This is a genomic window from Psychrobium sp. nBUS_13 (assembly GCF_051201665.1).
Taxonomy (GTDB): Bacteria; Pseudomonadota; Gammaproteobacteria; order Enterobacterales; family Psychrobiaceae; genus Psychrobium.
Map to the genome: position 1 here is coordinate 1,301,812 of NZ_CP179210.1, position 24,592 is coordinate 1,326,403.

The window sequence follows — 24,592 nt, forward strand, 5'->3', positions numbered from 1 at the left end:
TATTTCCCCTTATTTTCTAAACATTTTTAACATGCGCTGTGTGACGAAGAAGCCACCTGCAATGTTGATAGTGGCAATGAGCGTAGCAATGGTGGCTAAAATAGTCACAATAATCGAGCCACTGGCCACTTGAAATAAAGCACCAACGATGATGATGCCTGAAATAGCATTGGTGACACTCATTAGCGGGGTGTGCAGTGAGTGACTAACATTCCACACCACGTAATAACCAATGACACAGGCGAGGGCGAATACGGTAAAGTGTGACATAAACTCGCTTGGTGCATAGGTCGCCATAGCGCCGTAGGCAAAAAGCCCGCCAGCGGCTAGCGCACCTTTTAGCCAAGGTGACATTGTCTTTTCTTCAATTACCGCTGGTTCAGGCGCAGGCTGAGAAGCTGGTGCCGCGCTAACTTTGATGGGTGGTGCTGGCCATGTTAACTCGCCTTCTTTGACGACAGTTACACCGCGGATAACTTCGTCTTCAAAATCAATATTGATAGCGCCGTCTTTCTTTGGTGCCAATAACTTAAGTAAGTTAACCAAATTCGTGGAATACAGCTGAGATGATTGCACTGGCAAGCGTCCCGGAAGATCCGTGTAACCAATTACTTTGACGTTATTGTCAGTGGTAATTAATTTACCTGTCTCACAATATTCACAATTACCGCCATTTGCTGCCGCCAAATCTACGATAACGCTGCCAGCTTGCATGCTGTCGACCATTTCTTTAGTGATGAGCTTAGGCGCCGGCTTGCCGGGAATAAGTGCGGTAGTAATAATAATATCGACTTCTTTGGCTTGCTCTGCAAAGAGCGCCATTTCAGCATCGATAAACTCTTTAGACATGGTTTTAGCGTAGCCATCACTTGAGTCTGATTCTTCATCAAATTGCAGTTCTAAGAATTCACCGCCCATTGAGTTAATTTGTTCTTTCACTTCAAGACGAGTATCAAATGCGCGAACAATAGCTCCTAAGCTACCTGCTGCCCCAATAGCGGCCAAACCGGCTACACCAGCGCCAATGACGAGGACTTTAGCTGGTGGCACTTTACCCGCAGCCGTAATTTGTCCTGTAAAGAAGCGTCCAAACTCATGAGCTGCTTCAATGACGGCACGGTAGCCACCGATATTTGCCATTGAACTCAACGCATCGAGGGATTGGGAGCGAGACATACGTGGCACGCAATCCATCGCCATGACATTAATGTTTTTAGCGGTAAGTTGTGCCATCAATGCTTCATTTTGTGCGGGCCAAATAAAGCTGATAAGGGTAGTGTTTTCGTTAAGTAGTTCGACTTCATCTAATGATTCGCCGCCATTTAAAGGGGCATTAACCTTTAAAATGATATCGGCGTTATAGACTTCTGTGAGTGTGGATACAGTAGTTGCACCCACGTGTTGGTAATCAGCGTCAGTAAAACTAGCAGCTAAACCTGCATCTTGTTCTATCTGGACCTCAAACCCTAGCTTTAATAATTGAGTAACCGACGTTGGTGTCGCCGCTACCCGTGTTTCTCCCGCCAATCGCTCTTTGGGAATACTGATCAACATGACAAAACTCCTTAAACAATGAAAACGCTCTGTTAGACCTTAGCCTAACATAGCGTGTGGGTGACAATGTTTAACAATTTTTAACGAAATGCCGATTATCTTATTAATGAATGGTTTAACACGCTGTAGGTCATATGGACTCTAGGTTAGAGAATTTCGATATAACTAATGTCGATTGGTTGTTTGCTGTAGCGTCTTAAGAAAAATAATCGTCAATGAATAATGCAAACATGATGCTCTAACTCAAATTGAGCAGCGGTAATTGCATCATGGAATTGGTTGGCTGATTGATGAGGCACAAGATGATGTGTCACCCAATAATCTAATTCTTCAGGTTCAACCACTGAAAAACAATTGGTGAAATGAAGCTGAAAAATGGTTTCCATTCTTATTAAATCAATGGCGTTGGCATTACTAATAACGCAATTGGTGGCGTGAGTTTAACGCTGGCGATGGAGTAAGGTTTTATTAAACGCGCAATCGCGCGATGGAAGGTTGCCACTTGATGGGGATCACTGCAATCGCCAAGAGACAGTTTTTGTTGATGACGACAACGACCGTTTTTATCGACTAATGCCATAAAAGCGTTGTTGCCTTTAATACCATATATGCATTAAGTAAGTGATCTTGTTGTGCGTAGAGAAAATAAGCTAAAACAAGGCGCTCGATTGACTAATAGCTGGCTATTAGGATTGAGAGCAACGCCATTTTAGTTAATTTTAACAAGTACAAGTACAAGTGGGCAAATATTTAATGCAATTGGTATAAGTTCTATACCGAGAATATACATGGTTAACTCCTTTAACCCAGTTGGCTAAAAAACCCAGTAGTGTGAACTTACTGGGCTTAATGTATTTCGGTGTCTAGAATGCTAACGAACTAAAGTGAATGAAGAAACACTAATGCAATCGCTACAGGACATACGAGTTTCGTATACCACGGCCAAATCTTCCAGAAAAGTTGATTTTCAACACGATCATTACCTAATTTTAGTTCTTCAAGTAATGATGAACGGTGCCAGATCCAGCCCACGAATATACAACATAGCATACCGATTATTGGTTGGCCATATTGAGTGGTCAGAGCAATTACAAATCCAAATAAGGTGCTGAAATTAAAAATAACTAAACAACTGGTCGCAAAAATTAAACTACCAATGACCATCGTTGCTTTATTTCGGCCAATGCCAAAACGCTCTACTGTATAGGATACCGGGGCTTCAAGCATTGAAATAGATGATGTTAACGATGCAATGGACATTAATGCAAAGAATGCAAACCCAACCAAGACGCCTACGCCGCCCATGCCATCAAATAATGCCGGAAGAACCGTTAGTACGAGTGTGTCGCCTGAGATTAACGCACCATTGGCATCAAAAATCTCGACGCCTTGCGCTGCGGCAACATACATTGCTGGAATAATTAATAAACCTGCTAAGAAAGCAATAAGCACATCAATCAGCGTAACCGATGCGCCAAGCGTTACTAGGTTTTCGTTTTTCGCGACGTAAGAACCATAAATAATGATTACGCTGGTGCCAAGTGATAAAGAAAAGAAGGCTTGGCCAAGTGCACTTACAATCAATGACGGTTCAAATAATTGAGCAAAATCAGGAATCAAATAAGCTTTAAGACCATCCATAGCGCCATCAAGGGTTAATACATATATCGTTAATGATACTAACAGAGCAACCAAGGCCGGCATTAAACGCTTTGACCATCGCTCGATACCATTCTCTACGCCGCGGCTAATAATAAATACCGTGAGTACTGTGAAAATAAAGGTGAAGATTAAATTACGAGCGTTACCATTTGAAGTAAGCCATGCTGACGTCTCTGTTGCACCTGCAAGCGTTGTAATCGGCTCGGCGGTAAAGGCCAACATCCAACCAGCGACGATAGAGTAAAAACTCATTAGCAGCGCAGCACATAAGATACCGCCAAAGCCGACGATAAAGGCAAACTTCTTCTGCCAACCGTCTTTAGACACTTTGCGTAATGATTCAACAGCATTTGCTTGACCGTGACGGCCAATAATGAGTTCTGCCATAAACGCAGGGTAAGCCAAACAAAAGGCTAAAATTAGATACATTAATACAAAAGCAGCACCGCCATTTCCAGCAGCTTGCGTGGGGAACCCCCAAATATTTCCAAGGCCAACAGCACTACCTGCGGCGGCTAATATAAAGCCAATTCGAGAATTAAACTTACCTCTAGATGCGCTCATACTCTTCTTCTTATAATTATTGTTTAAACTGATTTGCTTTAATCTACGCAAAACCATAGAAAAAACCTAGTCAAAGACGGTAATAAAATCAAAATAGTATCAAATGTTATTAAATATTTAGTGACTTTATCGAACTATTGAGCGAAGTGTATCAATTAAGTGCATGGTTGTGATGGAGTAAATCGATTTTATTGAATTGGTTGCTGGTAAAGTGAGCTGCAATGAAGTTTTGTGTTAATAGCGATAGCTTAATGTTTAGGTATTGTTGCAAGGGACTGTAGATGTTACACGCTAGAGATGAACGATAAAATGATGACTATGCTGAACCATAGCCATCATGACAATTACTGTAATTATTAATCAATTAAAATACGTAGCATACGACGTAGTGGTTCTGCAGCGCCCCACAATAATTGGTCACCAACCGTAAAGGCGCTGATGTATTCTGGTCCCATGGTTAGCTTGCGAACACGACCAATGGGTACAGATAAGGTACCGTTTACTTTAGCGGGTGTTAGCTCTTGCATACTTAGCAAACGATCATTAGGAATAACCTTAACCCATTCGTTATGAGCTGCTAATTTTGCTTCAACTTCTTCAACACTAATATCGCGTTTTAGTTTGATAGTTAACGCTTGGCTATGACAACGCATTGCGCCGACACGAATGCACAAACCATCGATAGGTGTTGGATTTTCTTGGGTATTTAGAATTTTGTTTGCTTCAGCCTGTGCTTTGTATTCTTCACGGCTTTGACCCGATGGTAATTGAGTATCAATCCACGGGATTAAGCTTCCCGCCAACGGTACACCGAATTGATCCGTATTTAGCTCACCACTGCGAATGTAGTTAGATACTTTTGCATCGATATCTAAAATAGCTGAGCTCGGACTCGCTAACTCATCAGCAACATGAGCATTAATATCACCCATTTGATTCAATAATTCACGCATATGACGAGCACCGCCGCCAGATGCAGCTTGATAAGTCATTGGGCTGACCCATTCAATAAGATCATCGGCAAATAGGCCGCCGAGGGCTAATAGCATTAATGATACCGTGCAGTTACCACCAACAAAGGTTTTGGCACCCGATTTAATGCCTGCATCAATGACATCGCGATTTACCGGATCTAGAATAATAATACTATCGTCATCCATACGAAGCGCTGATGCCGCGTCAATCCAATATCCCTGCCAGCCAGATTCACGTAGTTTGGGATACACTTCTTTGGTGTAATCGCCGCCTTGGCAGCTAATAATAATTTCTTGTTCAGCTAGAATGGTAATGTCAAAAGCGTTTTGTAAAGTGGTTACCGGTTTACCTACGTCAGGACCTGCTTGGCCTGTTTGTGAGGTACTAAAAAATACTGGCTCAATGTGATTAAAATCACCTTCATTTTGCATACGTTCCATTAATACAGAACCTACCATGCCGCGCCAACCGACCAAACCTACTTTTTTCATTGTCTTCTACCTTCCTACATTGTGTAATTATTGAGTCTTGAGACTACCGCATATTTATTCAGAGCGTTAGTGGTTTTTAGGCTAATGTATGCGTTTTTTATAGGTTTGCAGCGTTTCTTACTTTGACGTCAAGTGGCGATTGGGGGAACTTGTGTACGACGATAAAGCATCTTAGAAATAATTAGTGGCTGTTATAGTCCATTAATAAAAAGTAAGTTTACGGTCTTATTTAGGACATTGGATAGTTTTTTAGGGGCTTGTAAGGTAAGGTAAGGTGTTATTTATTAATAAATAAGAAAAAAGTGGTCAATAATGCCTTATTTTCACTCAAAAAATATCAACAATCTGTCACTCTCTTTAATGCTTTCATCAACGTTGTTGATGAGTGGATGCACAATAACAAATGTCGCAGATGAAGAAAGATTATCGGCAGAGCAAATAGATGCGTCAGTTAAAGAGTGGCAAGCGATGCAGCCAGAAGTAGCTCGACTAATGGCGATGGAAAAAGAGTTAACCGAACTCAAAGGATTATTGTTAAAACTGACTGAAGAACCTGTGATAGAAGCTGCTCCAATGTCTGCTGTTAATAATTCGATGCCAGAAATGCAAAAGAAAATGCCACCAGCACAGAAGATGTCTCAACCAACGCAACAAACTATGGCTGACGTTAACAAGAATGATGATATTGCAGGACAAGTCGCTATCCAAATTGGTGCTTTTGCTTCTACTAAAGATCTAGTCAATGCTAGTGGACTATTCTATCAAACATTCTCAACGTTAAATAATTATACCAAAGCGTATAGCGAACAAATTGATATTGGCAGAGCGCTTTATCGTTTGAAAATTGGTCCGTTTATAAGTAAAGGTGCTGCGACAAGCCAGTGTGAAATACTTAAATTACGTAAAATGGGATGCTTAGTAACATCTTTTAATACTAGCGCTAAGTTAGTGAAGTAAAGATTATTGATTGTTGCTAAATGGGGTAATCTCACAGGATAACCCCTTAGTCACAATACGTTGACATAAACGCTTAGTCGCCGGCGTCAATATCGTTGGTCCTAATATTAATTGGTTGTCTGGGGCTTCAATTATTGAGAGCATTTTAAGCTCATTAAAGCGACGTTTTAACAAGCCTAGCGTTAGCTGTTTATTAATGGTTGATGCAAATTTTCCTAAGTTGAGGCTAATTTGTTGGCCATTAATTATTGGTACTTTTTCTCGAACTGTTGCGTGTGTAATTTCATCATTACTTAGTGTGAAATCGATGCCTCGCACAACAGTGCCGTCACCAAAGATTGTCGCTTGATGTGTGTTATTTACCATCAGATTATTTTGCTTTAGATAAGCCGGTGCAATAACGACGTTATACTTGCCAGGAATTACGGCACTAAATAAATAAAATCCATCGTATTCACTATCTGTTTCTTGAACAACTTTATTTTCATCATCGAGAATCTGTAAGGTAATAAACCGACCAGGCAGTTCTTTGCCTGATCGTATCACAGTAACCACACCCTCAATTTCTCCGGCGGTAACTACTGGAATATCTAGAGATTCAATAGCGCCTGGACGTGGTAAAAACGAAAATCCTTTATCAACAGGGATCCAAAAGGGATTGTCTAAGCTATCGACATCTAGTTTCACGTCAGTAATTCTATTTTTCGGAAGTCCAGTTAAAAAGGCAACGCCACTTTCTTTAGTATGTGTATCGCGGCGAGCGTGAATGCCAACTAACTTAGCCCCTTCAATTAACGGTTCGTTGTTGTTATATATCCCATCAAGGTTTAGATCTTCAAAAACACGTGCCGAGATACCACCTGTTGTTGCCATACGATCGCGGGCAATTTTGATATTGCCCGTCGTAGGATCTTGTCCAAAACTAAAACGTAGGGACAAAAATGCTTGGTATTGGCTATTATCATCTACTGATACGTTTGCACTAACCACCGTGTAATCGGTATCCCAGTTTAATATATAACTAGCGCGTGTTGCGGCTTTATTATAATGCAAACCAAATTCACTACTTAGACTTTCGCTCATCGACCAGAATAGACTTGTAGATGCATTGGTGAGTTCAACGTCTGGTTTAATGTCATAACCAATTTGAGTGCGCCAGCGCATGCTGTCGAAATTTTTTGTAAATTGAGAGTTGCCATTAAACACTTCGATATTAGGCGAGTTCAAAATGGAGATATCTGTATATGACAGTGTATTACTTAGGGAATACTCATTAGTGAACATACCTAAATATGCATTGATGGCTTGTGTTTTTACATCATTATAGGTTGTCGATGTACCGCCGTTTGATGAATAGGTGAATGCAAGACCTTCAGTGTTATAAAGAGGCCCTGATAATCGTATACCCATAGAATTTTTTACATTGTTTGCAAGGTGGGAGTCGGTAGTAAAATCTTCATCGAGTTTCTTATAGTTTAAATCAAATGAATGTTTAGAAAAGCGCGATTTAGAGGAAAACTCAACGCTACTGCCAGCGTCAAGATCTTTGACGACACCAAGATTGATTTTGGCAAAGGGAAAATAGTAATTGACGGTAAATGGTACAAAGCTATGACGAACACCATCCCTAAATTGATAGCTGGTATAGCCCGACTGCAAAGAAATATCATTGCTAAGCGATTGTTCTAGCGAAAGGGCCGTTCGATATGAATCAATCAATGGCAATTGTGCTATCTCGCCGTTAAATAGGCTGTCATTTTTGTTTGCTCACTGACAAGTTGTAGGTCAGTTTACGAGACTGTAAGGTGTTTGCGTTTACTTGCACATTTTCGATTCGCTCACGCTTTTGACCCTGAGGCCCATAGAAGACCATCTTAAAGACGTTATCACCAAACGATAGGTCCAGATCACGAAATTCGTAACGACCGCTATCATCAACGGTTCTTGTTTCTAGTAAAATACCATTGTGATAAAGCTCAATATCCCATCCCGGCAGTAAATCTCCCACAAAATCCGTGGTATTGGACTGCGAGTTAGTTGTTAAATTTCTATTACTCAGTTTAAAGCCTGCTTCTTGAGCCGCTCCACGTAGCAAGGGCAAATTAACAGGCGAAATATCGCCTAACGCGACCTCTGAAGCGCCAATAGGCCCTAACAAGTTGTTATTAATCGATTCTCTTTGCAAATTTAGGCGAAAGTTCTTAAAGGGATCATCATTACCGCCTATGAAGTAACTGCCTGTCATGTACGCTAAATCACCCATACCCACCATAGAATAGCTGCCATTGCTATTATCTTTACTGACAGAATATTGTGTTTGAATATCAACTAGTGGTAGTGAAAATGCGGTATAGGGAGTATTTCGAAAAGGGAGTTGTGGCGGTTGTAGTTTACCTATGCTCAGTTTACCTAATCGCGCACGACGTCTAAAGCGCTCTTGCAGAGGTAGCAGTTGCTTAGGGCTGATCAATAACAATAAGTCTTTAAAGTTTACTTCAAAACCTATATCAAAAATGTCACTCAAGAACGCACTATGTAAATAAATATCATCATCTTTTACACTAATCAAATGCCGCGGTATTTGATAGGAGCTACCGTCGATGGTAACTCTTGCCGGCGTTGTTTCATCGTCAGGGACTATTAATGAAAATTTTTGATTTTCATTAATAAACCAACCATCTGCTCGTCGTTTGTCTAGATCAACAATGATTGGAAAATCAATGACTGAAAATAAATTATCTAAGCCGATCATCGCACCATTGCCTTGCTTGTAGCCAAAGACGGTGTCTAATACATGCTCTTCAACCTGCGCGATTAATAGAAGTTCTTCGTTTTCTAAGAAACCAGATGATGAATCATCCTGCTCGTCGGTAGGGAGTTCGTTAACACGTTTCCCTTTTAGCGATTTATCAACAAACGAATGGCCTAAGGTTGATAAATATTCTTGAGCCAACTGCCTATTGAGATATGTCTTATTACTTTTACGCTGTTGAGATTGTCGAAAGTTATGATTGCGGTATCGATGACCTAACGAATTAAAGTATTGCGATTTTGTTTGCACAGTCGTCGTTGTACTTTGTTTTACTGGTGAAGTTGGTTGTTCAGCGTTTTTTGGCTTCGCTGTTTTGGTGCTTTTTTTGGCAAACTGATGACCGAGCGTTGTTTTCTTTTCATCAGGTGACTCAGAATGCCCGTTGCTAGAAAATAGCAAACAGGCTAGAAAAGCCGAAAAATAGAAACAACGCACAGTAATCATTATTTATAGTTTTCTTCGCGACGATAATTTAATTCGTTAACTTGGAGCGCTTTCTCAGCAAAAAATTGCCCTTTATACTCGCCATCGCCTTCATAAATAATGCGCATAATACCCGACTTTTTAGGGTGGTTTTTAAAGCCAATGAGTAAACGTCGCATGGCTAACTCTGGGTAAATCGCAATGTTGTTTTGAACGCCAATAAGACGCTCTGCTTTGCCACCATTGTCTTTCCAAAAAACTTTGACGTTACCAAAGGTACTAAATTTACCTGTGCGATTCATATCAATATAAGCACCTGTATAAACTTGTCCATCATGCTCTCGCGTGACCAGATCAACTTTTCCAACGGATGATTGAATATCAATTGAACCTTCACGAACGATAATAGGAATAGAAAACGAAAGGTTTAAATGAAGTTTAATACCGCCACTATTTTCCTTTTTCGCTAGCTGGGCTTTGTTAGGTTGAGCGTCAAAAACGAGATGTGAGCGGAATTCACCAGCAGCAAGATCTTTTGGACGTCGCAAACCTAGTCGTACATGCTGTCGCTCACCTGGTTTTAACGTTACTTGACGAGGGCTATAGCGCAACATTCTATTGGCTGACGGAAAGTCGCGTTCCCCCGCTTTAAACGGCACATATTGACCGTCTTGCTGCTGATATTGTTCACGCCAATATATTTTATAGGTTTTGATTTCGTTGCTTGTATTTACAAGGGATACTTTTGCTGAACGGTCACGTTCAGAAAATTCAACACGTGTTGGAGTTATAAGCAAATTAGCAAACGCTTGGTTAATTGAAGTCAAAAGTAGCAGAGTGACTATTGAAAAAACTAGTGTCGATAGCTTGTTTTTGCGAGCTTTAACACGCGATGCATACATAATTATTATATCCTTGTTTTACTTAGGCTATTACAGCGAAAGTGTTTCATTCTAGTAGTTAACCATTATTGTCATGGGACTGAAATAAGTAGCGTCTTTATAAAAACCACTGCCAGATGTTGTTAAGGTCGCACCTACATTTACAATGGCGTTACCCAGATTGTCAGTACTGATGATAGGGCTAAACGTATGATGGTCAGTGATTGTAAACTGGCTAGTTGAGGGATCGCTTGCACCTGCTAACTGAGTTTGTGCGCTAGGGACTATAACGGTGATATTCAACGGAGTATTTGCCGTAAACCCGGTTAACTCATATTGTGCTGGATGACCCGGTTCAATAACTACAATGGCTGGGTCTGTTTGAATTTGTCCAGCAAAGGTAATTCGCATGCTATAACTTGCGTTATTATCTTTCAAAGCAATGACACCAAAATTAAGCGGTTTAACTTCTCGTATATCGCCAGCATTGAGAGAAAAGCAGAAACAGAGTAATAGAGGAAATATAGCTATTTTGTGCGTAAAATTGATTGGGTGACTTGGTAATTTAAAAATCATAAAACGTTAAATAAATGGCATCGAATACCAATTGCATTAAATATTTGCCCACTTGTACTTGTTAAAATTAACTAAAATGGCGTTGCTCTCAATCCTAATAGCCAGCTATTAGTCAATCGAGCGCCTTGTTTTAGCTGATTTTCTCTACGCACAACAAGATCACTTACTTAATGCAATTGGTATAAACTCTCATTCATAATGAGAGTTTAGATGATTCCTACTTAGTAATCTACGCTTACAGTGTAAGTACCAGTAAAGGTTACATTTTCGTATGGAATTACAACTTCACTACCTGACGCTGTTGTACCTGTAGTGTCTGTTTCAAGTGTCGCGCCCACGTTAAATACTAATGTACCAGTAGCGTCAGTGTCATAAGTAAATGGCGAACCAGAAGTAACTACAGACGTTGTTAAATTAGTCACGTCAAATTCTTTTGAATCGGTACCTGACGGATCAGTCAGTTTAAAATCTGAAATTGAACCAATAGTTAGTACTGTGTTTGGCGCTGCGCCTGATACTGTAAAAGTACCAGCTGTACCAGTCGTAATTGAAACGATTGAAGCCAAAGTACCATCAACGATAACATCTGCCGTAGAACCGTCAGAGTTTACAGTTAATGTCGCTTTATCTGCGCCACCAGTTAAATCCGTTGCAATTGCAACAATTTGACCAAAACTTAGTGGTGTAGTTTGAGCTACATCAAATGAGTTTTTTACTTCAACACTCGCTGTGCCGTTACCCGTTTCTGCAATTGAAACACCTGAGATAACTGCTGTGGATAATGCAGTCGCGGCTATGATGCGTGTTAATTTGTTCTTTATCATCATTTTTTCGTTTCATATTAAGTAAAGTAATAGAAGATATTCTATGAACAAACGAGTTTCTAAAAGAATATGAAGTCGTTCGCTATATCACAGTTAATATTTAATCTTTAGCATTTTAGCTAATATTTTTAAATATAAAGTTTTACTTAACTATAGTATGTAGTAACAAAATGCTACTTATTTTGACTTAACCTGACCTAGTTATTTAAGTTATTGATTAAATGAATAATAAGGAATAAAACGATTGGCGCTTGAAATCATTTCTTTTGAATTAATGTCTAAAACCTTAACTTGAATCAACAATCCACGTTCATTTGAGGTAATAACACCCGTTAACGCTGTTTTCGCACCTAATGCGTTTAATGAACTCTTAGCATCATCGTTTAATAATAGGCCGGTTGCGTCTAAGTATTCTAAATCTGTCGTTTGGTAAGCATTAATGACACGAATGCCGTAAGGTTGTAATTGCTGACCAATACTTTGACTCAATTGATAGCTCAACTGATGATTGTCTTCATTGTCACGAGCTCGGTAGCCAAATGATGTGACCGCCATAAGATCAGTTTTTAAGTCAGCAGTCGCGCGAATCATTATCTGGGCTGCGATAGAGTCGGTATAGTCTTCAACTTGGCTATGGGTATGAAAAGAAGGCTCTGGAATAATTTGCGAGGTTGTTTGTACTGACGTTGCCGTACGCAATGGATGTTCGTTATCAGTTTGCAGTTTAACTGTATGAGTACAAGCCCCTAAAACACTCGTTAAAAGTGCTAAAACGGTTAACTTTCGAATGTTTAATGCCATCATATTGGCCTCTTAAAAATTGGTAATTAGAGCGAGTCGCCGCTTGCGATAATTGGAAATCCCTTGTGTTCATTGTCATCTTCTTTCAATACTGCATCAACGACGTCATTTGGAACTAAAATTTGTGATGAAGACATCAGCGCATTGGTATTTACGTCGATAATTCTTGCATTGATTAGGTAACCACCTTGATGTCTAGTCATGGTGCCTGTGATAACAAAGTTGATATCAAGATTTCCTGTTACTTCGTCGATTTGTTCACTGTGCCAGAATATGTCGCCTTTATCAGTAAATTGCAGGCGGCCAGTCGATTTTAGGTCAACCACTGAATAACCAGTTCGATTTGTCTCATGCATAATGGCTTCATTTAATTGACGGCCAAAATGATTGGTGCGTTTTAAATCAGAATCAAGTAGCGCAAAGTTTGCAACAGCAATCACATGACTATTATCAGGAGAATCGACATTCGAAAACAAATCTTGTATCAACCACTTAGTATATTGATTGACGTTATTAACCAGGGGCTTTTTTTCATAGGTCGATAACTCTTTCGCACGATGTTCAGCAACCATTTCCTTTTTCATATGCATCGTTTCTGATGGCATTAAAGTGCAGCCTGCAGACAACGCGCCAGCAAATAGTAGATAATTAAGTTTATTCATCGTGATTTCCTTGATTTTGATGGTTGCGATAAAGCAGCCCATCTTTAAACGTAGACGAATTCTCAGACGTTCTAATATCCGGTGTTATGGCAATAACTTGCCGAGCTGCGGCAACAACGCGTTTATTATGTAAATTGATTAGTTTGGCGTTGACTACGGTTCCATAATCGGTTGGCGTCATGATCCCCGTTAACACATAATCAGCTTGTGTATTATGGGCGACTCTTTCAATATCTCTACTTAGAATAAATTCACCACCCATGTTTAATTGAATGGCATTAGCAGATTTAATTTCACGTACATCACCGCCAGCTTGGGTCAAAGAAGTGATAATACTTTCTTGTAAAATCGTGCCCAGTTCCATCAGCTCGCTGTCTTTACTGACTGACGTTAGCGTGTCAGACCAAACAAATGTCGATGAAACGATGCGTTTGTCCGCAATGTCAAAGCTTGAGTTGGTGATCAGCTGGTGGCTAATTGACGTTATTGCCGTTTCAACAGGCTGCTCCATTGGCTCTTTTTTGCCAACAATGGTGTCAAAGGTTTGGCAACCGCTTAAAGTGAGTAGGGCAAAGGCCATGATAGACATTTTTAAGTTCATTATGGCTCCATGTGAGCAACGTTGATAGACTGCTTGGGATAAAGCAAATTATATGCCAGTGTAAAGATTTGAATGGTGAGATGGTTCAGATGATAAAAAGGGCGAAAAATATCGCCCTTAAAAATTGCGCTGCTAATGGAGTGGAAAACTAAACGTCCATCACTTTCACATTATCAGGCACAATTAATTTACCAGCAGTCTTCTCAATGATTTCCTCAACCGACACATCTGGTGCGCGTTCAAGTAGGTGGAAAGCGCCGTCTTTGATTTCAAGTACCGCTAAATCAGTCACTACTTTTTTGATACATTGTGCGCCAGTTAGGGGCAGGGTACAGGCATCAAGGATTTTTGAATTTCCTTTTTTATCAGCGTGCATCATGGTTACGATGATGTTATCTGCGCCAGCCACTAAATCCATGGCGCCGCCCATGCCTTTGATAAGCTTGCCTGGGATCATCCATGACGCGATATTACCACTTACATCAACTTCAAATGCACCTAGTACGGTTAAGTCAACGTGACCGCCGCGGATCATCGCAAAACTCTCTGCTGATGAGAATAACGATGCGCCAGTTGCCATAGTAACGGTTTGTTTACCGGCGTTAATTAAATCAGCGTCAACTTCATCTTCCGTTGGGAATTGTCCCATACCTAACAGGCCGTTTTCCGATTGCAGCATCACTTCCATGCCCTCAGGAATATAGTTAGCCACTAACGTCGGAATACCGATACCTAGGTTGACATAAAAACCATCTTGTAGCTCTTGAGCGATACGGCTAGCAATTTGTTCTCTTGATAATGCCATGATTATGCCTCTCTCGTCGTGCGCTGTTCGATACGTTTTTCAAAGTTGCCTTTAATAACGCGGTTTACGTAAATACCAGGTGTGTGAATGTGGTTTGGATCTAATGTTCCCGCAGGTACAATCTCTTCTACTTCTACAACCGTTATTTTACCAGCAGTCGCCATCATTGGGTTAAAGTTCATTGCTGTGTTGCGGTAAACTAGATTACCCATGGTATCGGCTTTCCATGCTTTAACTAGGGCAAAGTCAGCGGTAAGCGATGGCTCTAATACGTAATGACGACCATCGATTTCACGGGTTTCTTTACCTTCAGCAACTGGCGTGCCATACCCTGTTGCGGTAAAGAATGCTGGAATGCCAGCACCACCAGCGCGAATTTTTTCAGCGAGAGTACCTTGCGGGGTTAAAATAACGTCTAATTCACCACTTAGCATTTGCTGTTCAAACAGAGCGTTTTCACCAACGTAAGACGCGTAAATACGTGCGATTTGTTTCTTTTGTAATAACAAACCTAAACCGAAGTCATCCACGCCGGCGTTGTTCGAAATACAAGTTAAGCCCTTAACGCCCATTTCCTGCATTTTGATAATAAGATTTTCAGGGATACCACATAAACCGAATCCGCCGACCATTAGGGTCATGTCATCGGTTAAACCAGCTAATGCTTGGTCATATGTTTCTACTACTTTATTTAAACCAGCCACCATGAGCTCCTTTTAAACAATTTTTGATTTTATGCTTGTTAAAATCGCCTAATACGGCGTTGCTTTCAATCACAATAGCGAGCTATTGCTCATTCAAGCGCCTTGTCTTTGGCGATTTTTTCTGCGCATCACTTTCTATCAGTTATTACTCTTTACAATTGGCTTTTAGCGCCAATGATACTTTCGAACTTGGTGTACGATTTAGCGCGTCGCTAATCGCCCAGCCTGCGCGTGTCAATTTCTCTAAATCAACACCGTGTTCGATGCCAAGGCCGTTGAGCATATAAATAAGCTCTTCAGTGGCTACGTTACCCGATGCGCCTTTAGCGTATGGACAACCACCAAGACCAGCAACGGCACTATCGACTGTTGCTACGCCCATTTGCAGTGCGCTAAAAATATTGGCTAGCGCTTGACCGTAGGTATCATGGAAGTGAACGGCAATGCGATCAAGAGGTACTTTGGTAGTAACGGCTTCAAGCATTGCCTTTACTGCCATTGGCGTACCCACACCGATGGTGTCACCAAGGCTGATTTCGTAACAGCCCATGTCGAGTAATTTTTTAGCGACATCCGCCACTTTGTTTACATCGATATCGCCTTCATAGGGACAGCCTAGTACGCAAGATACATAACCGCGTACTTTGATGTTGTGCTCTTTGGCCATTTCCATCACAGGCTCAAAACGCTCAAGTGACTCATCGATGGTGCAGTTAATATTTTTTTGGCTAAAGCTTTCAGAAGCAGCACCAAACACGGCAACTTCTGTTGCGCCTGCGGCAATAGCGGCTTCAAGGCCTTTAACGTTTGGCGTAAGCGCCGCATAGGTAATGCCGTCTTTGCGCTTAACTGCGTCAAATACATCGCGGCTTTCTGCCATTTGTGGCACCCATTTAGGTGACACAAATGCGCCTGTTTCAATGTAATCTAGACCCGTGTCGCTCAAGGCATTAACGAGTGCAATTTTATCGCTTAGCTCGACAGTTTTTTCGTTTTGTAGGCCGTCACGTGGGCCTACTTCAACGATGCGAACTTTGTTAGGTAAACTCATGATTATTCCTCAGCTAACTCAACAAGTTGGTCGCCATCTTTCACCATGTCGCCAGCGGCAAAGTACACTTCGCTCACTACGCCATCATGTGTTGCTGTGATTGAGTATTCCATTTTCATGGCTTCCATAATCACTAATACGTCGCCTTCGCTAACTTTTTGTCCCGCCGAAACAGGTACTTCAACGATAGTACCGTTCATTGGCGCTGTTAATTTACCTTCACTTTCATCAACATCAAAACCGGCGTTCGTCGTCGATTTACGAGTAAAGTGATGGACATCTTGTTTAATGAACAAGGTGACTTGTTCGCTAGTTACATCAAACAACAGGCTTGTTTTGTGACCATTGATGGTTGCCACTAAGTGATCGCCATTAATACTTGCTGTAGCATCAAAACGCTCGCCATCAAAGTTAAAGACATAATTGTTACCTTCAACACCAACGCGCACGCTGTGGCTATTGTCATGTTCATCGGTTAGCTCAACAAGGTGTGATGCTTGTTCGTTTAAGCGCCAGCCATTATTAACATTCCACGGTGAAAATGGGTCGTCGTTCGTGCGATGCGGTTCTATAGGCGCATCTTCATTAGCCAGTGTTGCTAAACAAGCAAGCATTAGTGACTTGTAACAGATTTCTGTTTTTGGGCTAAAGAGCAACTTGTCATGCTTTTCGATAAAGCCAGTATCTAGTTCAACATCTTTAAACGGCTGTGCGTTAACAAGATTGGTCAAGAAACCTAAGTTAGTCTTTAAACCGCCAATACGATAATCATCTAGCGCGCGGTTCATGCGAGCAATAGCGCGATCGCGTGTTTCGTCCCACACGATAAGCTTGGCAATCATAGGATCGTAAAAGCTCGATACCTCGTCCCCTTGAATAACGCCAGTATCAACACGTACGTGATTCGATGGTTCTGGTTGGCGTAAATAGTTTAATGTACCTGTTGCTGGTAAAAATTCATTATCAGGATCTTCAGCGTAAATACGAACTTCAATGGCGTGACCGTCAACGGTTACTTGAGATTGCTCGAGTGGTAGTTTTTCGTTGTTAGCAACTTTTAGCTGCCAACCAACTAAATCAAGGCCAGTGATCATTTCAGTGACTGGGTGCTCTACCTGCAGACGTGTGTTCATTTCCATGAAGTAGAATGAACCGTCTTCGTCGAATAAGAACTCAACGGTACCCGCACCTTGATAGTTAATGGCTTTAGCAGCGGCAACAGCGGCTTCACCCATAGCAACGCGAATCTCTTCGCTTAAGTTTGGTGCCGGTGCTTCTTCAATTACTTTTTGGTGACGACGTTGAATTGAACAATCACGTTCTGACAAATAAATACAGTTACCGTGATTATCGGCAAATACTTGAATTTCAACGTGACGAGGCTTAGTAAGGTAGCGCTCAATCAGCATCTTGTCATTGCCAAAACTTGCTGTTGCTTCACGTTTCGTTGAGGCGAGGGCACTGTCGAATTCGTCACTATTCCATACCACACGCATGCCTTTACCACCGCCGCCATAAGCCGCTTTAAGTAATTGCGGGTAACCAATGGCTAGTGATTGTTCTTTTAAGAACGCTTCGTCTTGATTCTCACCGTGATAACCAGGCACTAGCGGCACGCCAGCATCTGTCATAATTTCTTTAGCGGCACTTTTCGACCCCATTGCATCGATAGCTTCAACAGGTGGGCCGATAAAGGTAATGTTGTTGTCTAAACAGGCTTTAGCAAAGTCTACGTTTTCAGACATGAAGCCGTAACCGGGATGGATTGCTTGGGCGCCAGATTCTGTAGCAGCGTCTAAAATGCGATCCATACGCAGGTATGAGTCTTTTGAAGGTGATGGGCCAATGTGAAAGGCTTCATCAGCCATCTTTACATGCAGGGCATCTTTGTCGGCGTCTGAGTATAACGCGACACAACGTACGCCCATTTTCTGAGCTGTTTCGATAATGCGACAAGCAATTTCACCGCGGTTAGCTATTAATATTTTATCAAACATAATGATTCCTACGATTCACTTGTGGCAATTAGCCAGTTGGGTGCACGTTTCTCTAAGAAAGAGCTCAAGCCTTCTTGGCCTTCTTCTGATACGCGAATAGTTGCAATGCGCTCAGATGTACCGTCGATGATAGTGCCGTCAATATTTTCGTTGCTTACAAAACCAATTAACTCTTTAGCACTGGTCATTGCCGCAGGGCTGTTGCCAAGTAACGATTTAATGATTGGCGCAGCGGCATTATCTAATTCACCATCGGCGCAGACTTCATGAACTAAACCAAAATCACACGCTTTGTCAGCTTTAAAGCGCTCAGCCGTTAAGAAATAACGCTGCGCTTGACGTTGTCCCATTGCTGCAACCACATATGGGCTGATAACGGCTGGGATAAGGCCAATTTTAACTTCACTTAAACAAAAGCTCGCTCGCTCAGTAGCAACGGCAATGTCACAACAAGCTACTAGGCCTACTGCGCCGCCAAAGGCTGCACCTTGCACCAAGGCCATCGTTGGCTTTGGTGAAGTGGCGATAGTTTTCATTAAGTTGGCTAGCTCACCGGCATCATCAAGGTTTTCTTGATAGTTTTTCTTCGCCATTGAGCGCATCCAGTTAAGATCGGCACCCGCTGAAAAGTTTTTTCCCGTTGAGCGCAACACGATAACGCGTACGTCATCATTGCTAATTGCACCGCCAAAGGCACTAATAAGTTGTGCGATCATCACATCGTCAAAGGCGTTATGAACGTCTTCGCGTAGCATAGTGATAGTGGCAACACCGCTGTCAATTTGAGTATTTACATATTGAGTCATCGCCAGCTCCTACATTCTAAAGATACCGAACTTGGTATCTCCGATTTCTTTGTTTATTGAAGAGGCATTGTATGCACTGATGTCAGATATTGGCATTCGAATTACGTCATTTTTATCTTGATAATTTGTCGTATCTTTCACGTCAGCCCCCTACATTCTAAAGATACCGAACTTGGTATCTCCGATTTCTTTGTTTATTGAAGAGGCATTGTATGCACTGATGTCAGTTATTGGCATTCGAATTACGTCATTTTTATCTTGATAATTTGTCGTATCTTTCACGTCAGCCCCCTACATTCTAAAGATACCGAACTTGGTATCTCCGATTTCTTTGTTAAGCGATGCACTGATGGCTAGGCCAAGTACTTGACGGGTTTGCGCTGGATCGATAATGCCATCGTCCCATAAACGGGCGCTGGCGTAATATGGATTACCTTGCTCTTCGTATTGGTCGATAATCGGCTTTTTGAATTTCTCGACTTCTTCGTCACTCATGCTTTCGCCTTTACGGGCTAAACCATCTTGACGAACTTGGGTTAGTACGCCAGCAGCTTGCTCGCCGCCCATTACCGAGATACGCGAATTAGGCCACATCCACATCATGGTTGGATCGTAAGCTCGGCCACACATGCCGTAGTTACCTGCACCGTAGCTACCACCGATAAGAACGGTAAATTTAGGCACCTTGGCACAAGAAACCGCTGTTACCATTTTCGCACCGTGTTTCGCGATACCTTCGTGCTCGTATTTTTGACCTACCATGAAGCCAGTGATGTTTTGTAAGAACACTAATGGAATTTTGCGCTGACAACACAGTTCAACAAAGTGCGCGCCTTTTTGCGCCGACTCTGAGAATAGAATACCGTTGTTAGCCACAATGCCTACAGGGTAACCGTGAATGCGGGCGAAGCCACACACAAGAGTCGAACCGTAATATTGTTTGAACTCATCAAAATCAGAGCCATCAACAACGCGGGCAATCACTTCTTTAACATCAAATGGCTTTTTGAGATCGGTACCAACAATGCCGTATAATTCTTTGGCATCAAACAGTGGCTCAACTGTTGGTAATACACTTAGATTTGGCTTTTTAACGTGATTAATACGTTTAATTGCTTGGCGTACAAGTTGCACTGCGTGTTCATCGTTTTGCGCGTAGTGATCGCTCACACCAGAGATTTTTGTATGCACGTCTGCGCCACCTAAGTCTTCTGCGCTAACCACTTCACCCGTGGCCGCTTTAACAAGCGGTGGACCAGCAAGGAAGATAGTGCCTTGCTCTTTAACGATAATAGACTCGTCCGCCATTGCTGGTACGTAAGCACCACCTGCAGTACAAAGGCCCATTACCGACGCAATTTGTGGAATACCTTGGGCAGACATGTTCGCTTGATTAAAGAAGATACGGCCAAAATGATCGCGATCTGGGAATACGTCATCTTGACGAGGTAAGAAAGCACCGCCTGAATCAACAAGGTAGATACACGGCAGATGACAACGTTCAGCGATGTCTTGGGCACGTAAATGCTTTTTAACGGTTAGGGGGTAATAAGTACCGCCTTTAACTGTTGCGTCGTTAGCAACAATCATACATTCAACACCAGCTACGCGGCCAATACCAGTAACAACGCCGGCACAAGGCACGTAATCTTCATAACATTGCCATGCGGCAAATTGGCTTAATTCTAAAAATGGGCTGCCAGCGTCAATTAGCGTGTTTACGCGATCACGAGCAAGCATTTTCCCGCGCGATTGATGGCGCTCTTGTGCTACTTCGCCGCCGCCTTTTTTAAGGATTTCAACATTGGTATTTAATTCATCAACCAAGGCTTGCATTGCATTACTTTTGTCAATGAACTCTTGGCTGCGGGTATTGATTTTACTTGAGATAATAGTCACGAAGGGGCTCCTTTACCTTGTTAAAGGTAACGGTGCTAAAAGAAGATTGCACCGTTAGGTATATGCTGTAGAAATGGATTATTTAGATTCGTTAAATAACTCACGACCAATTAACATACGGCGGATTTCAGAAGTACCCGCACCGATTTCATAAAGCTTGGCGTCACGTAGTAGACGACCTGTTGCGAATTCATTGATGTAACCGTTACCACCAAGTAGTTGAATCGCATCTAGCGCCATTTTAGTAGCTAGCTCGGCGCTGTATAAGATGATACCTGCGCTGTCTTTACGGGTTGTTTCACCGCGATCACAAGACTGTGCTACTGCGTAAGCGTATGACTTAGCCGCGTTCATTTGGGTGTACATGTCAGCAATCTTGCCTTGAACAAGTTGGAATTCACCGATTGATTGACCAAACTGCTGGCGATCGTGAATGTAAGGAACCACAAGATCCATACACGCATCCATAATACCTAGTGGGCCACCTGTTAATACAACACGCTCGTAATCTAAACCGCTCATTAATACTTTAACGCCGCCGTTTAGCTCGCCTAAAATATTTTCTTCTGGTACTTCACAGTCTTCAAATACTAATTCACAAGTGTTTGAACCGCGCATGCCTAGCTTGTCTAGTTTCTGTGCTTGAGAGAAACCTTTGAAACCGCGCTCGATGATGAATGCAGTGATACCGCGTGAACCTGCATTAACGTCAGTTTTGGCGTAAACAACATAAGTGTTTGCATCAGGGCCATTGGTTATCCACATCTTGTTGCCGTTTAAGATGAATTTGTCACCGTCTTTACGTGCATTTAGTTTTAACGAAACAACGTCTGAACCAGCATTTGGCTCACTCATTGCTAATGCGCCGATGTGCTCGCCGCTGACCAATTTTGGTAAGTATTTTTCTTTTTGTGCTTGGGTACCGTTTTTGTGAATTTGGTTAACACAAAGGTTTGAGTGTGCACCGTAGCTAAGACCAACAGACGCTGACGCGCGGCTGATTTCTTGCATCGCTACCATGTGTGCTAGGTAACCCATATCTACGCCGCCAAACTCTTCAGCAACCGTGATACCTAATAGGCCCATGTCACCCATTTTGCGCCATAAATCGGCTGGAAATTCATTATCGATATCAATCTGCTCAGCGCGTGGTGCGATTTCGTCGCAGGCAAAGGCGTTAACAGTATCGCGTAACATATCGATTGTTTCGCCGTGATTGAAATTTAATGAACTAAATGTTGATAGCATAGTGGGCTCCATAGACCAATTAAGGTTTAATTTAAGTCTTTTAATTCGCTGCGACAGCGAGTCTCTACCGAACTCAATTCCATCAGCACTACAGTAATATCTTCCATTTGCTGCTGTAGATGTTGTTTCTTTTCATCAATTAAATACAGCATGGTATGTAGTTGCTGAACGCTTGAGCGGTCGGCGTCGTATAAGTCGAATAAACGTCTTGTTTCAGCTAGTGAGAAGCCAAGGCGTTTACCGCGTAAAATTAGTTTCAGGCGCACGCGATCTTGCGGGCTATAAATGCGAGTCTGTCCACGGCGGGTTGGTTTCATTAACCCTTGATCTTCATAGAAACGAATACTACGAGTTGTAACATCAAACTCCTTAGATAAATCGCTAATTGAAAATGTTTTTTGTGAATCGATCATACATTGCTCCTGAATTTTCTATACGGTACTTGAAGTTTACGTAAAGGTAAAGATTTATTTGAAACTCCACACTCCGCTACTACTTTTGATTGGTTAGACTAATGGAGATAGCCTGTGCATATCAAGCATTTAAGCGGTTTTTTCTTACTATCAACAATAAGTCTAATATTTAACCTTATCTTTAACGTGTTAGTTATAGTCAATCTTGATCGTAATAATGAGAATAAAAACAATGACTGAGCACATCGATTATCAAACGTTAAAACAGCAAGCCATCGACAACCCCGAGCAATATTGGGGCGAAGCAGCAAAGGCGATTAGTTGGCATAAAGAAGCAACGCAAATCTTAGATGACAGCATGGCGCTATTCATTCTGTGGTGTTTGGCGGTTTTGCGGCGCCAGAGCTAGCAACCCGTATTGATGATGCAAAACCTAAACTTATTTTAAGCGCGTCCTGTGGCATTGAGCCAAACCGTTTAGTGGCTTACAAGCCATTATTGGATGAAGCCATTGAGCTGTCACAAAATAAACCAGCGCATACCATCGTTTTGCAACGACCGCAGTTAGTTGCAGATATGACAGCGGGTCGCGATGTCGATTGGCTAGACGCTGTCACAAATGCAGAGCCTGTTGGTTGTGTTAACGTTGCCGCTACCGATCCCCTTTATATTCTGTATACCTAAGGCACAACAGGTCAGCCAAAAGGCGTGGTACGTGATAACGGCGGTCATGCTGTCGCGCTGGCGTGGTCGATGAAGCATGTTTACAACGTTAAACCTGGCGAAGTGTTTTGGGCAGCGTCAGATGTCGGTTGGGTAGTCGGTCATTCCTTTATTTGTGATGGCCCACTTATCAACCGCAGTGCAACGGTTGTGTTTGAGGGCAAACCAATTGGCACACCAGATGCGGGTACATTCTGGCGTGTTATCAGCCAATACAATGTGAAAATTTTCTTCACCGCACCCACAGCATTTCGCGCACTGTGTGGCTGTGATCCTGATGGTGAGTTTATTAAGAAATACGATATATCTTGTTTAAACGCCTTGTACTTAGCGGGCGAGCGCTACGATCCTGCAACGCTTCACTGGGCGCAAGACCAATTACAAATTCCAGTCATCGATCATTGGTGGCAAACCTAAACAGGCTGGCCAATGGCATCTAACTTATTAGGTAGTTGCCCAAGCGAAGTTAAAGCAGGCTCACCAGCACGCGCCGTACCGGGTTATGATGTACAAATCGTCGATGAATTTGGCGAACAAGTAAAACAAGGCGAGTCAGGCATGATTGTCGCTAAATTGCGATTACCACCGGGCACATTGCCAACGCTGTGGAATAATAACGATCGCTTTTATGACGCTTATTTAAGCCAAATCGAAGGCTATTACCTCACCGGTGATGCAGGGTATTTAGATGAAGACGATTATCTATTTGTCATGAACCGCATCGATGATGTCATTAACGTTGCAGGGCACCGTTTATCGACAGGGCGCATGGAAGAGGTGGTATGTGAGCATCCAAGCGTTGCTGAAGGCGCGGTCATTGGTGTTAATGACGAGCTAAAAGGTGAATTACCGTTAGCATTAGTAGTCCTTAGCAGCGCTAATAGCAAAACACCTGCTGAAGTCAGTAGCGAATTAATTGCGCTAGTGCGTGAACATATCGGCGCAGTCGCTGCGTTTAAACGCGTATTGTGCGTTGAGAAGCTACCAAAAACGCGTTCGGGGAAAATTCTCCGCGCCACCATGAAGAAAATGGCCAACGGCGATGAGTTTGTCGTACCTGCGACGATTGAAGATGAGTCGGTGTTAGAGACATTGTCGACGGTGTTGTAGGTTTGTTTGTTGCTAAATTTATTTCTTACGATGTGCCAGAATGACATGATGAT

General features: G+C 42.2%; 25 protein-coding genes and 1 pseudogene. 3 read left to right on the forward strand and 23 right to left on the reverse strand.

The features are described from left to right. Positions 1 to 9: 9 nt before the first annotated feature. The 5 genes from ACMAZF_RS05890 to asd all read right to left on the reverse strand — a co-directional run bounded on the left by ACMAZF_RS05890 (position 10) and on the right by asd (position 5,246). Positions 10 to 1,554, reverse strand: coding sequence for a Re/Si-specific NAD(P)(+) transhydrogenase subunit alpha (locus tag ACMAZF_RS05890; protein ID WP_435276506.1), 1,545 nt, complete (start codon positions 1,552 to 1,554; stop codon positions 10 to 12). 212 nt (positions 1,555 to 1,766) lie between these two features. Beyond that, a complete protein-coding gene (locus ACMAZF_RS05895) occupies positions 1,767 to 1,940 on the reverse strand; it encodes a hypothetical protein (protein ID WP_435276507.1) in 174 nt (57 codons plus the stop codon). Between the two features lie 5 nt (positions 1,941 to 1,945). Continuing rightward, entirely contained in the window at positions 1,946 to 2,134 is a 189-nt protein-coding gene (locus tag ACMAZF_RS05900) for a hypothetical protein (RefSeq protein WP_435276508.1), read from the reverse strand. Between the two features lie 299 nt (positions 2,135 to 2,433). Beyond that, on the reverse strand, positions 2,434 to 3,780 hold the full coding sequence (locus ACMAZF_RS05905; protein ID WP_435276509.1) for a sodium-dependent transporter: 1,347 nt from the start codon (positions 3,778 to 3,780) through the stop codon (positions 2,434 to 2,436). Between the two features lie 356 nt (positions 3,781 to 4,136). Then, positions 4,137 to 5,246 carry an aspartate-semialdehyde dehydrogenase gene (gene asd / locus ACMAZF_RS05910; protein ID WP_435276510.1) on the reverse strand — a complete coding sequence of 370 codons (1,110 nt, stop codon included), beginning with the start codon at positions 5,244 to 5,246 and terminating at the stop codon, positions 4,137 to 4,139. A 312-nt stretch (positions 5,247 to 5,558) separates the two neighbouring features. On the opposite strand from asd, the gene ACMAZF_RS05915 reads away from it, so the two are divergent. After that, positions 5,559 to 6,203: an SPOR domain-containing protein gene (locus tag ACMAZF_RS05915; protein WP_435276511.1), complete on the forward strand. Its 645-nt coding sequence runs from the start codon at positions 5,559 to 5,561 to the stop codon at positions 6,201 to 6,203. A 3-nt stretch (positions 6,204 to 6,206) separates the two neighbouring features. Here ACMAZF_RS05915 and ACMAZF_RS05920 read toward each other — a convergent pair whose 3' ends face one another. The 18 genes from ACMAZF_RS05920 to ACMAZF_RS06005 all read right to left on the reverse strand — a co-directional run bounded on the left by ACMAZF_RS05920 (position 6,207) and on the right by ACMAZF_RS06005 (position 22,706). Next, a complete protein-coding gene (locus tag ACMAZF_RS05920) occupies positions 6,207 to 7,922 on the reverse strand; it encodes a hypothetical protein (protein WP_435276512.1) in 1,716 nt (571 codons plus the stop codon). A gap of 34 nt (positions 7,923 to 7,956) precedes the next feature. Continuing rightward, entirely contained in the window at positions 7,957 to 9,459 is a 1,503-nt protein-coding gene (locus ACMAZF_RS05925) for a hypothetical protein (RefSeq protein WP_435276513.1), read from the reverse strand. Beyond that, positions 9,459 to 10,265 carry a fimbrial biogenesis chaperone gene (locus tag ACMAZF_RS05930; RefSeq protein ID WP_435276514.1) on the reverse strand — a complete coding sequence of 269 codons (807 nt, stop codon included), beginning with the start codon at positions 10,263 to 10,265 and terminating at the stop codon, positions 9,459 to 9,461. Before ACMAZF_RS05930 ends, ACMAZF_RS05925 begins: the two co-directional genes overlap by 1 nt. 126 nt (positions 10,266 to 10,391) lie before the next feature. Continuing rightward, entirely contained in the window at positions 10,392 to 10,895 is a 504-nt protein-coding gene (locus ACMAZF_RS05935) for a DUF4402 domain-containing protein (protein WP_435276515.1), read from the reverse strand. Positions 10,896 to 11,116: 221 nt separating this feature from the next. Further along, positions 11,117 to 11,722 (reverse strand): hypothetical protein, encoded by a 606-nt coding sequence (locus ACMAZF_RS05940; RefSeq protein ID WP_435276516.1) that lies wholly within the window; start codon positions 11,720 to 11,722, stop codon positions 11,117 to 11,119. A gap of 207 nt (positions 11,723 to 11,929) precedes the next feature. Next, entirely contained in the window at positions 11,930 to 12,523 is a 594-nt protein-coding gene (locus tag ACMAZF_RS05945; protein WP_435276517.1) for a FlgO family outer membrane protein, read from the reverse strand. Between the two features lie 23 nt (positions 12,524 to 12,546). Next, positions 12,547 to 13,182: a FlgO family outer membrane protein gene (locus ACMAZF_RS05950; protein WP_435276518.1), complete on the reverse strand. Its 636-nt coding sequence runs from the start codon at positions 13,180 to 13,182 to the stop codon at positions 12,547 to 12,549. Further along, complete coding sequence (locus ACMAZF_RS05955) at positions 13,175 to 13,783, reverse strand: FlgO family outer membrane protein (RefSeq protein ID WP_435276519.1); 609 nt, start codon at positions 13,781 to 13,783, stop codon at positions 13,175 to 13,177. The genes ACMAZF_RS05950 and ACMAZF_RS05955 overlap by 8 nt, the downstream gene beginning before the upstream one ends. A 148-nt stretch (positions 13,784 to 13,931) precedes the next feature. Further along, on the reverse strand, positions 13,932 to 14,588 hold the full coding sequence (locus ACMAZF_RS05960; protein WP_435276520.1) for a 3-oxoacid CoA-transferase subunit B: 657 nt from the start codon (positions 14,586 to 14,588) through the stop codon (positions 13,932 to 13,934). A gap of 2 nt (positions 14,589 to 14,590) precedes the next feature. After that, a complete protein-coding gene (locus ACMAZF_RS05965) occupies positions 14,591 to 15,292 on the reverse strand; it encodes a CoA transferase subunit A (RefSeq protein WP_435277188.1) in 702 nt (233 codons plus the stop codon). A gap of 145 nt (positions 15,293 to 15,437) precedes the next feature. Further along, positions 15,438 to 16,343, reverse strand: coding sequence for a hydroxymethylglutaryl-CoA lyase (locus tag ACMAZF_RS05970; RefSeq protein ID WP_435276521.1), 906 nt, complete (start codon positions 16,341 to 16,343; stop codon positions 15,438 to 15,440). A gap of 2 nt (positions 16,344 to 16,345) precedes the next feature. Beyond that, on the reverse strand, positions 16,346 to 18,340 hold the full coding sequence (locus ACMAZF_RS05975; protein ID WP_435276522.1) for an acetyl/propionyl/methylcrotonyl-CoA carboxylase subunit alpha: 1,995 nt from the start codon (positions 18,338 to 18,340) through the stop codon (positions 16,346 to 16,348). 8 nt (positions 18,341 to 18,348) lie between these two features. Next, the gene (locus ACMAZF_RS05980; protein ID WP_435276523.1) at positions 18,349 to 19,146 is read right to left on the reverse strand and encodes an enoyl-CoA hydratase/isomerase family protein; all 798 of its coding nucleotides are present in this window, start codon (positions 19,144 to 19,146) and stop codon (positions 18,349 to 18,351) included. A gap of 9 nt (positions 19,147 to 19,155) precedes the next feature. After that, a complete protein-coding gene (locus ACMAZF_RS05985) occupies positions 19,156 to 19,287 on the reverse strand; it encodes a hypothetical protein (protein ID WP_435276524.1) in 132 nt (43 codons plus the stop codon). A gap of 9 nt (positions 19,288 to 19,296) precedes the next feature. Further along, on the reverse strand, positions 19,297 to 19,428 hold the full coding sequence (locus ACMAZF_RS05990; protein ID WP_435276525.1) for a hypothetical protein: 132 nt from the start codon (positions 19,426 to 19,428) through the stop codon (positions 19,297 to 19,299). A 9-nt stretch (positions 19,429 to 19,437) separates the two neighbouring features. Then, entirely contained in the window at positions 19,438 to 21,045 is a 1,608-nt protein-coding gene (locus ACMAZF_RS05995; RefSeq protein ID WP_435276526.1) for a carboxyl transferase domain-containing protein, read from the reverse strand. A gap of 78 nt (positions 21,046 to 21,123) precedes the next feature. After that, entirely contained in the window at positions 21,124 to 22,293 is a 1,170-nt protein-coding gene (locus ACMAZF_RS06000; protein ID WP_435276527.1) for an isovaleryl-CoA dehydrogenase, read from the reverse strand. A 26-nt stretch (positions 22,294 to 22,319) separates the two neighbouring features. Beyond that, positions 22,320 to 22,706, reverse strand: a complete 387-nt coding sequence (locus ACMAZF_RS06005) for a MerR family transcriptional regulator (RefSeq protein ID WP_435276528.1) — start codon at positions 22,704 to 22,706, stop codon at positions 22,320 to 22,322. A 232-nt stretch (positions 22,707 to 22,938) separates the two neighbouring features. On the opposite strand from ACMAZF_RS06005, the gene ACMAZF_RS06010 reads away from it, so the two are divergent. Further along, positions 22,939 to 23,115 carry an acetyl-coenzyme A synthetase N-terminal domain-containing protein gene (locus tag ACMAZF_RS06010; RefSeq protein WP_435277189.1) on the forward strand — a complete coding sequence of 59 codons (177 nt, stop codon included), beginning with the start codon at positions 22,939 to 22,941 and terminating at the stop codon, positions 23,113 to 23,115. Then, positions 23,067 to 24,539, forward strand: a pseudogene (locus tag ACMAZF_RS06015) (AMP-binding protein); the annotation flags it as partial. The gene ACMAZF_RS06010 and the pseudogene ACMAZF_RS06015, both read left to right, overlap by 49 nt. Between the last annotated feature and the right edge of the window lie 53 nt (positions 24,540 to 24,592).

What these genes read in the sequence shown, in the direction of transcription:
- ACMAZF_RS05890 (WP_435276506.1), bottom strand. Translation starts at nt 1,554, where the DNA reads ATGTTGATCAGTATTCCCAAAGAGCGATTGGCGGGAGAAACACGGGTA.
- ACMAZF_RS05895 (WP_435276507.1), bottom strand. Translation starts at nt 1,940, where the DNA reads ATGGAAACCATTTTTCAGCTTCATTTCACCAATTGTTTTTCAGTGGTT.
- ACMAZF_RS05900 (WP_435276508.1), bottom strand. Translation starts at nt 2,134, where the DNA reads ATGGCATTAGTCGATAAAAACGGTCGTTGTCGTCATCAACAAAAACTG.
- ACMAZF_RS05905 (WP_435276509.1), bottom strand. Translation starts at nt 3,780, where the DNA reads ATGAGCGCATCTAGAGGTAAGTTTAATTCTCGAATTGGCTTTATATTA.
- asd (WP_435276510.1), bottom strand. Translation starts at nt 5,246, where the DNA reads ATGAAAAAAGTAGGTTTGGTCGGTTGGCGCGGCATGGTAGGTTCTGTA.
- ACMAZF_RS05915 (WP_435276511.1), top strand. Translation starts at nt 5,559, where the DNA reads ATGCCTTATTTTCACTCAAAAAATATCAACAATCTGTCACTCTCTTTA.
- ACMAZF_RS05925 (WP_435276513.1), bottom strand. Translation starts at nt 9,459, where the DNA reads ATGATTACTGTGCGTTGTTTCTATTTTTCGGCTTTTCTAGCCTGTTTG.
- ACMAZF_RS05935 (WP_435276515.1), bottom strand. Translation starts at nt 10,895, where the DNA reads ATGATTTTTAAATTACCAAGTCACCCAATCAATTTTACGCACAAAATA.
- ACMAZF_RS05940 (WP_435276516.1), bottom strand. Translation starts at nt 11,722, where the DNA reads ATGATGATAAAGAACAAATTAACACGCATCATAGCCGCGACTGCATTA.
- ACMAZF_RS05945 (WP_435276517.1), bottom strand. Translation starts at nt 12,523, where the DNA reads ATGATGGCATTAAACATTCGAAAGTTAACCGTTTTAGCACTTTTAACG.
- ACMAZF_RS05950 (WP_435276518.1), bottom strand. Translation starts at nt 13,182, where the DNA reads ATGAATAAACTTAATTATCTACTATTTGCTGGCGCGTTGTCTGCAGGC.
- ACMAZF_RS05955 (WP_435276519.1), bottom strand. Translation starts at nt 13,783, where the DNA reads ATGAACTTAAAAATGTCTATCATGGCCTTTGCCCTACTCACTTTAAGC.
- ACMAZF_RS05960 (WP_435276520.1), bottom strand. Translation starts at nt 14,588, where the DNA reads ATGGCATTATCAAGAGAACAAATTGCTAGCCGTATCGCTCAAGAGCTA.
- ACMAZF_RS05970 (WP_435276521.1), bottom strand. Translation starts at nt 16,343, where the DNA reads ATGAGTTTACCTAACAAAGTTCGCATCGTTGAAGTAGGCCCACGTGAC.
- ACMAZF_RS05975 (WP_435276522.1), bottom strand. Translation starts at nt 18,340, where the DNA reads ATGTTTGATAAAATATTAATAGCTAACCGCGGTGAAATTGCTTGTCGC.
- ACMAZF_RS05980 (WP_435276523.1), bottom strand. Translation starts at nt 19,146, where the DNA reads ATGACTCAATATGTAAATACTCAAATTGACAGCGGTGTTGCCACTATC.
- ACMAZF_RS06000 (WP_435276527.1), bottom strand. Translation starts at nt 22,293, where the DNA reads ATGCTATCAACATTTAGTTCATTAAATTTCAATCACGGCGAAACAATC.
- ACMAZF_RS06005 (WP_435276528.1), bottom strand. Translation starts at nt 22,706, where the DNA reads ATGATCGATTCACAAAAAACATTTTCAATTAGCGATTTATCTAAGGAG.
- ACMAZF_RS06010 (WP_435277189.1), top strand. Translation starts at nt 22,939, where the DNA reads ATGACTGAGCACATCGATTATCAAACGTTAAAACAGCAAGCCATCGAC.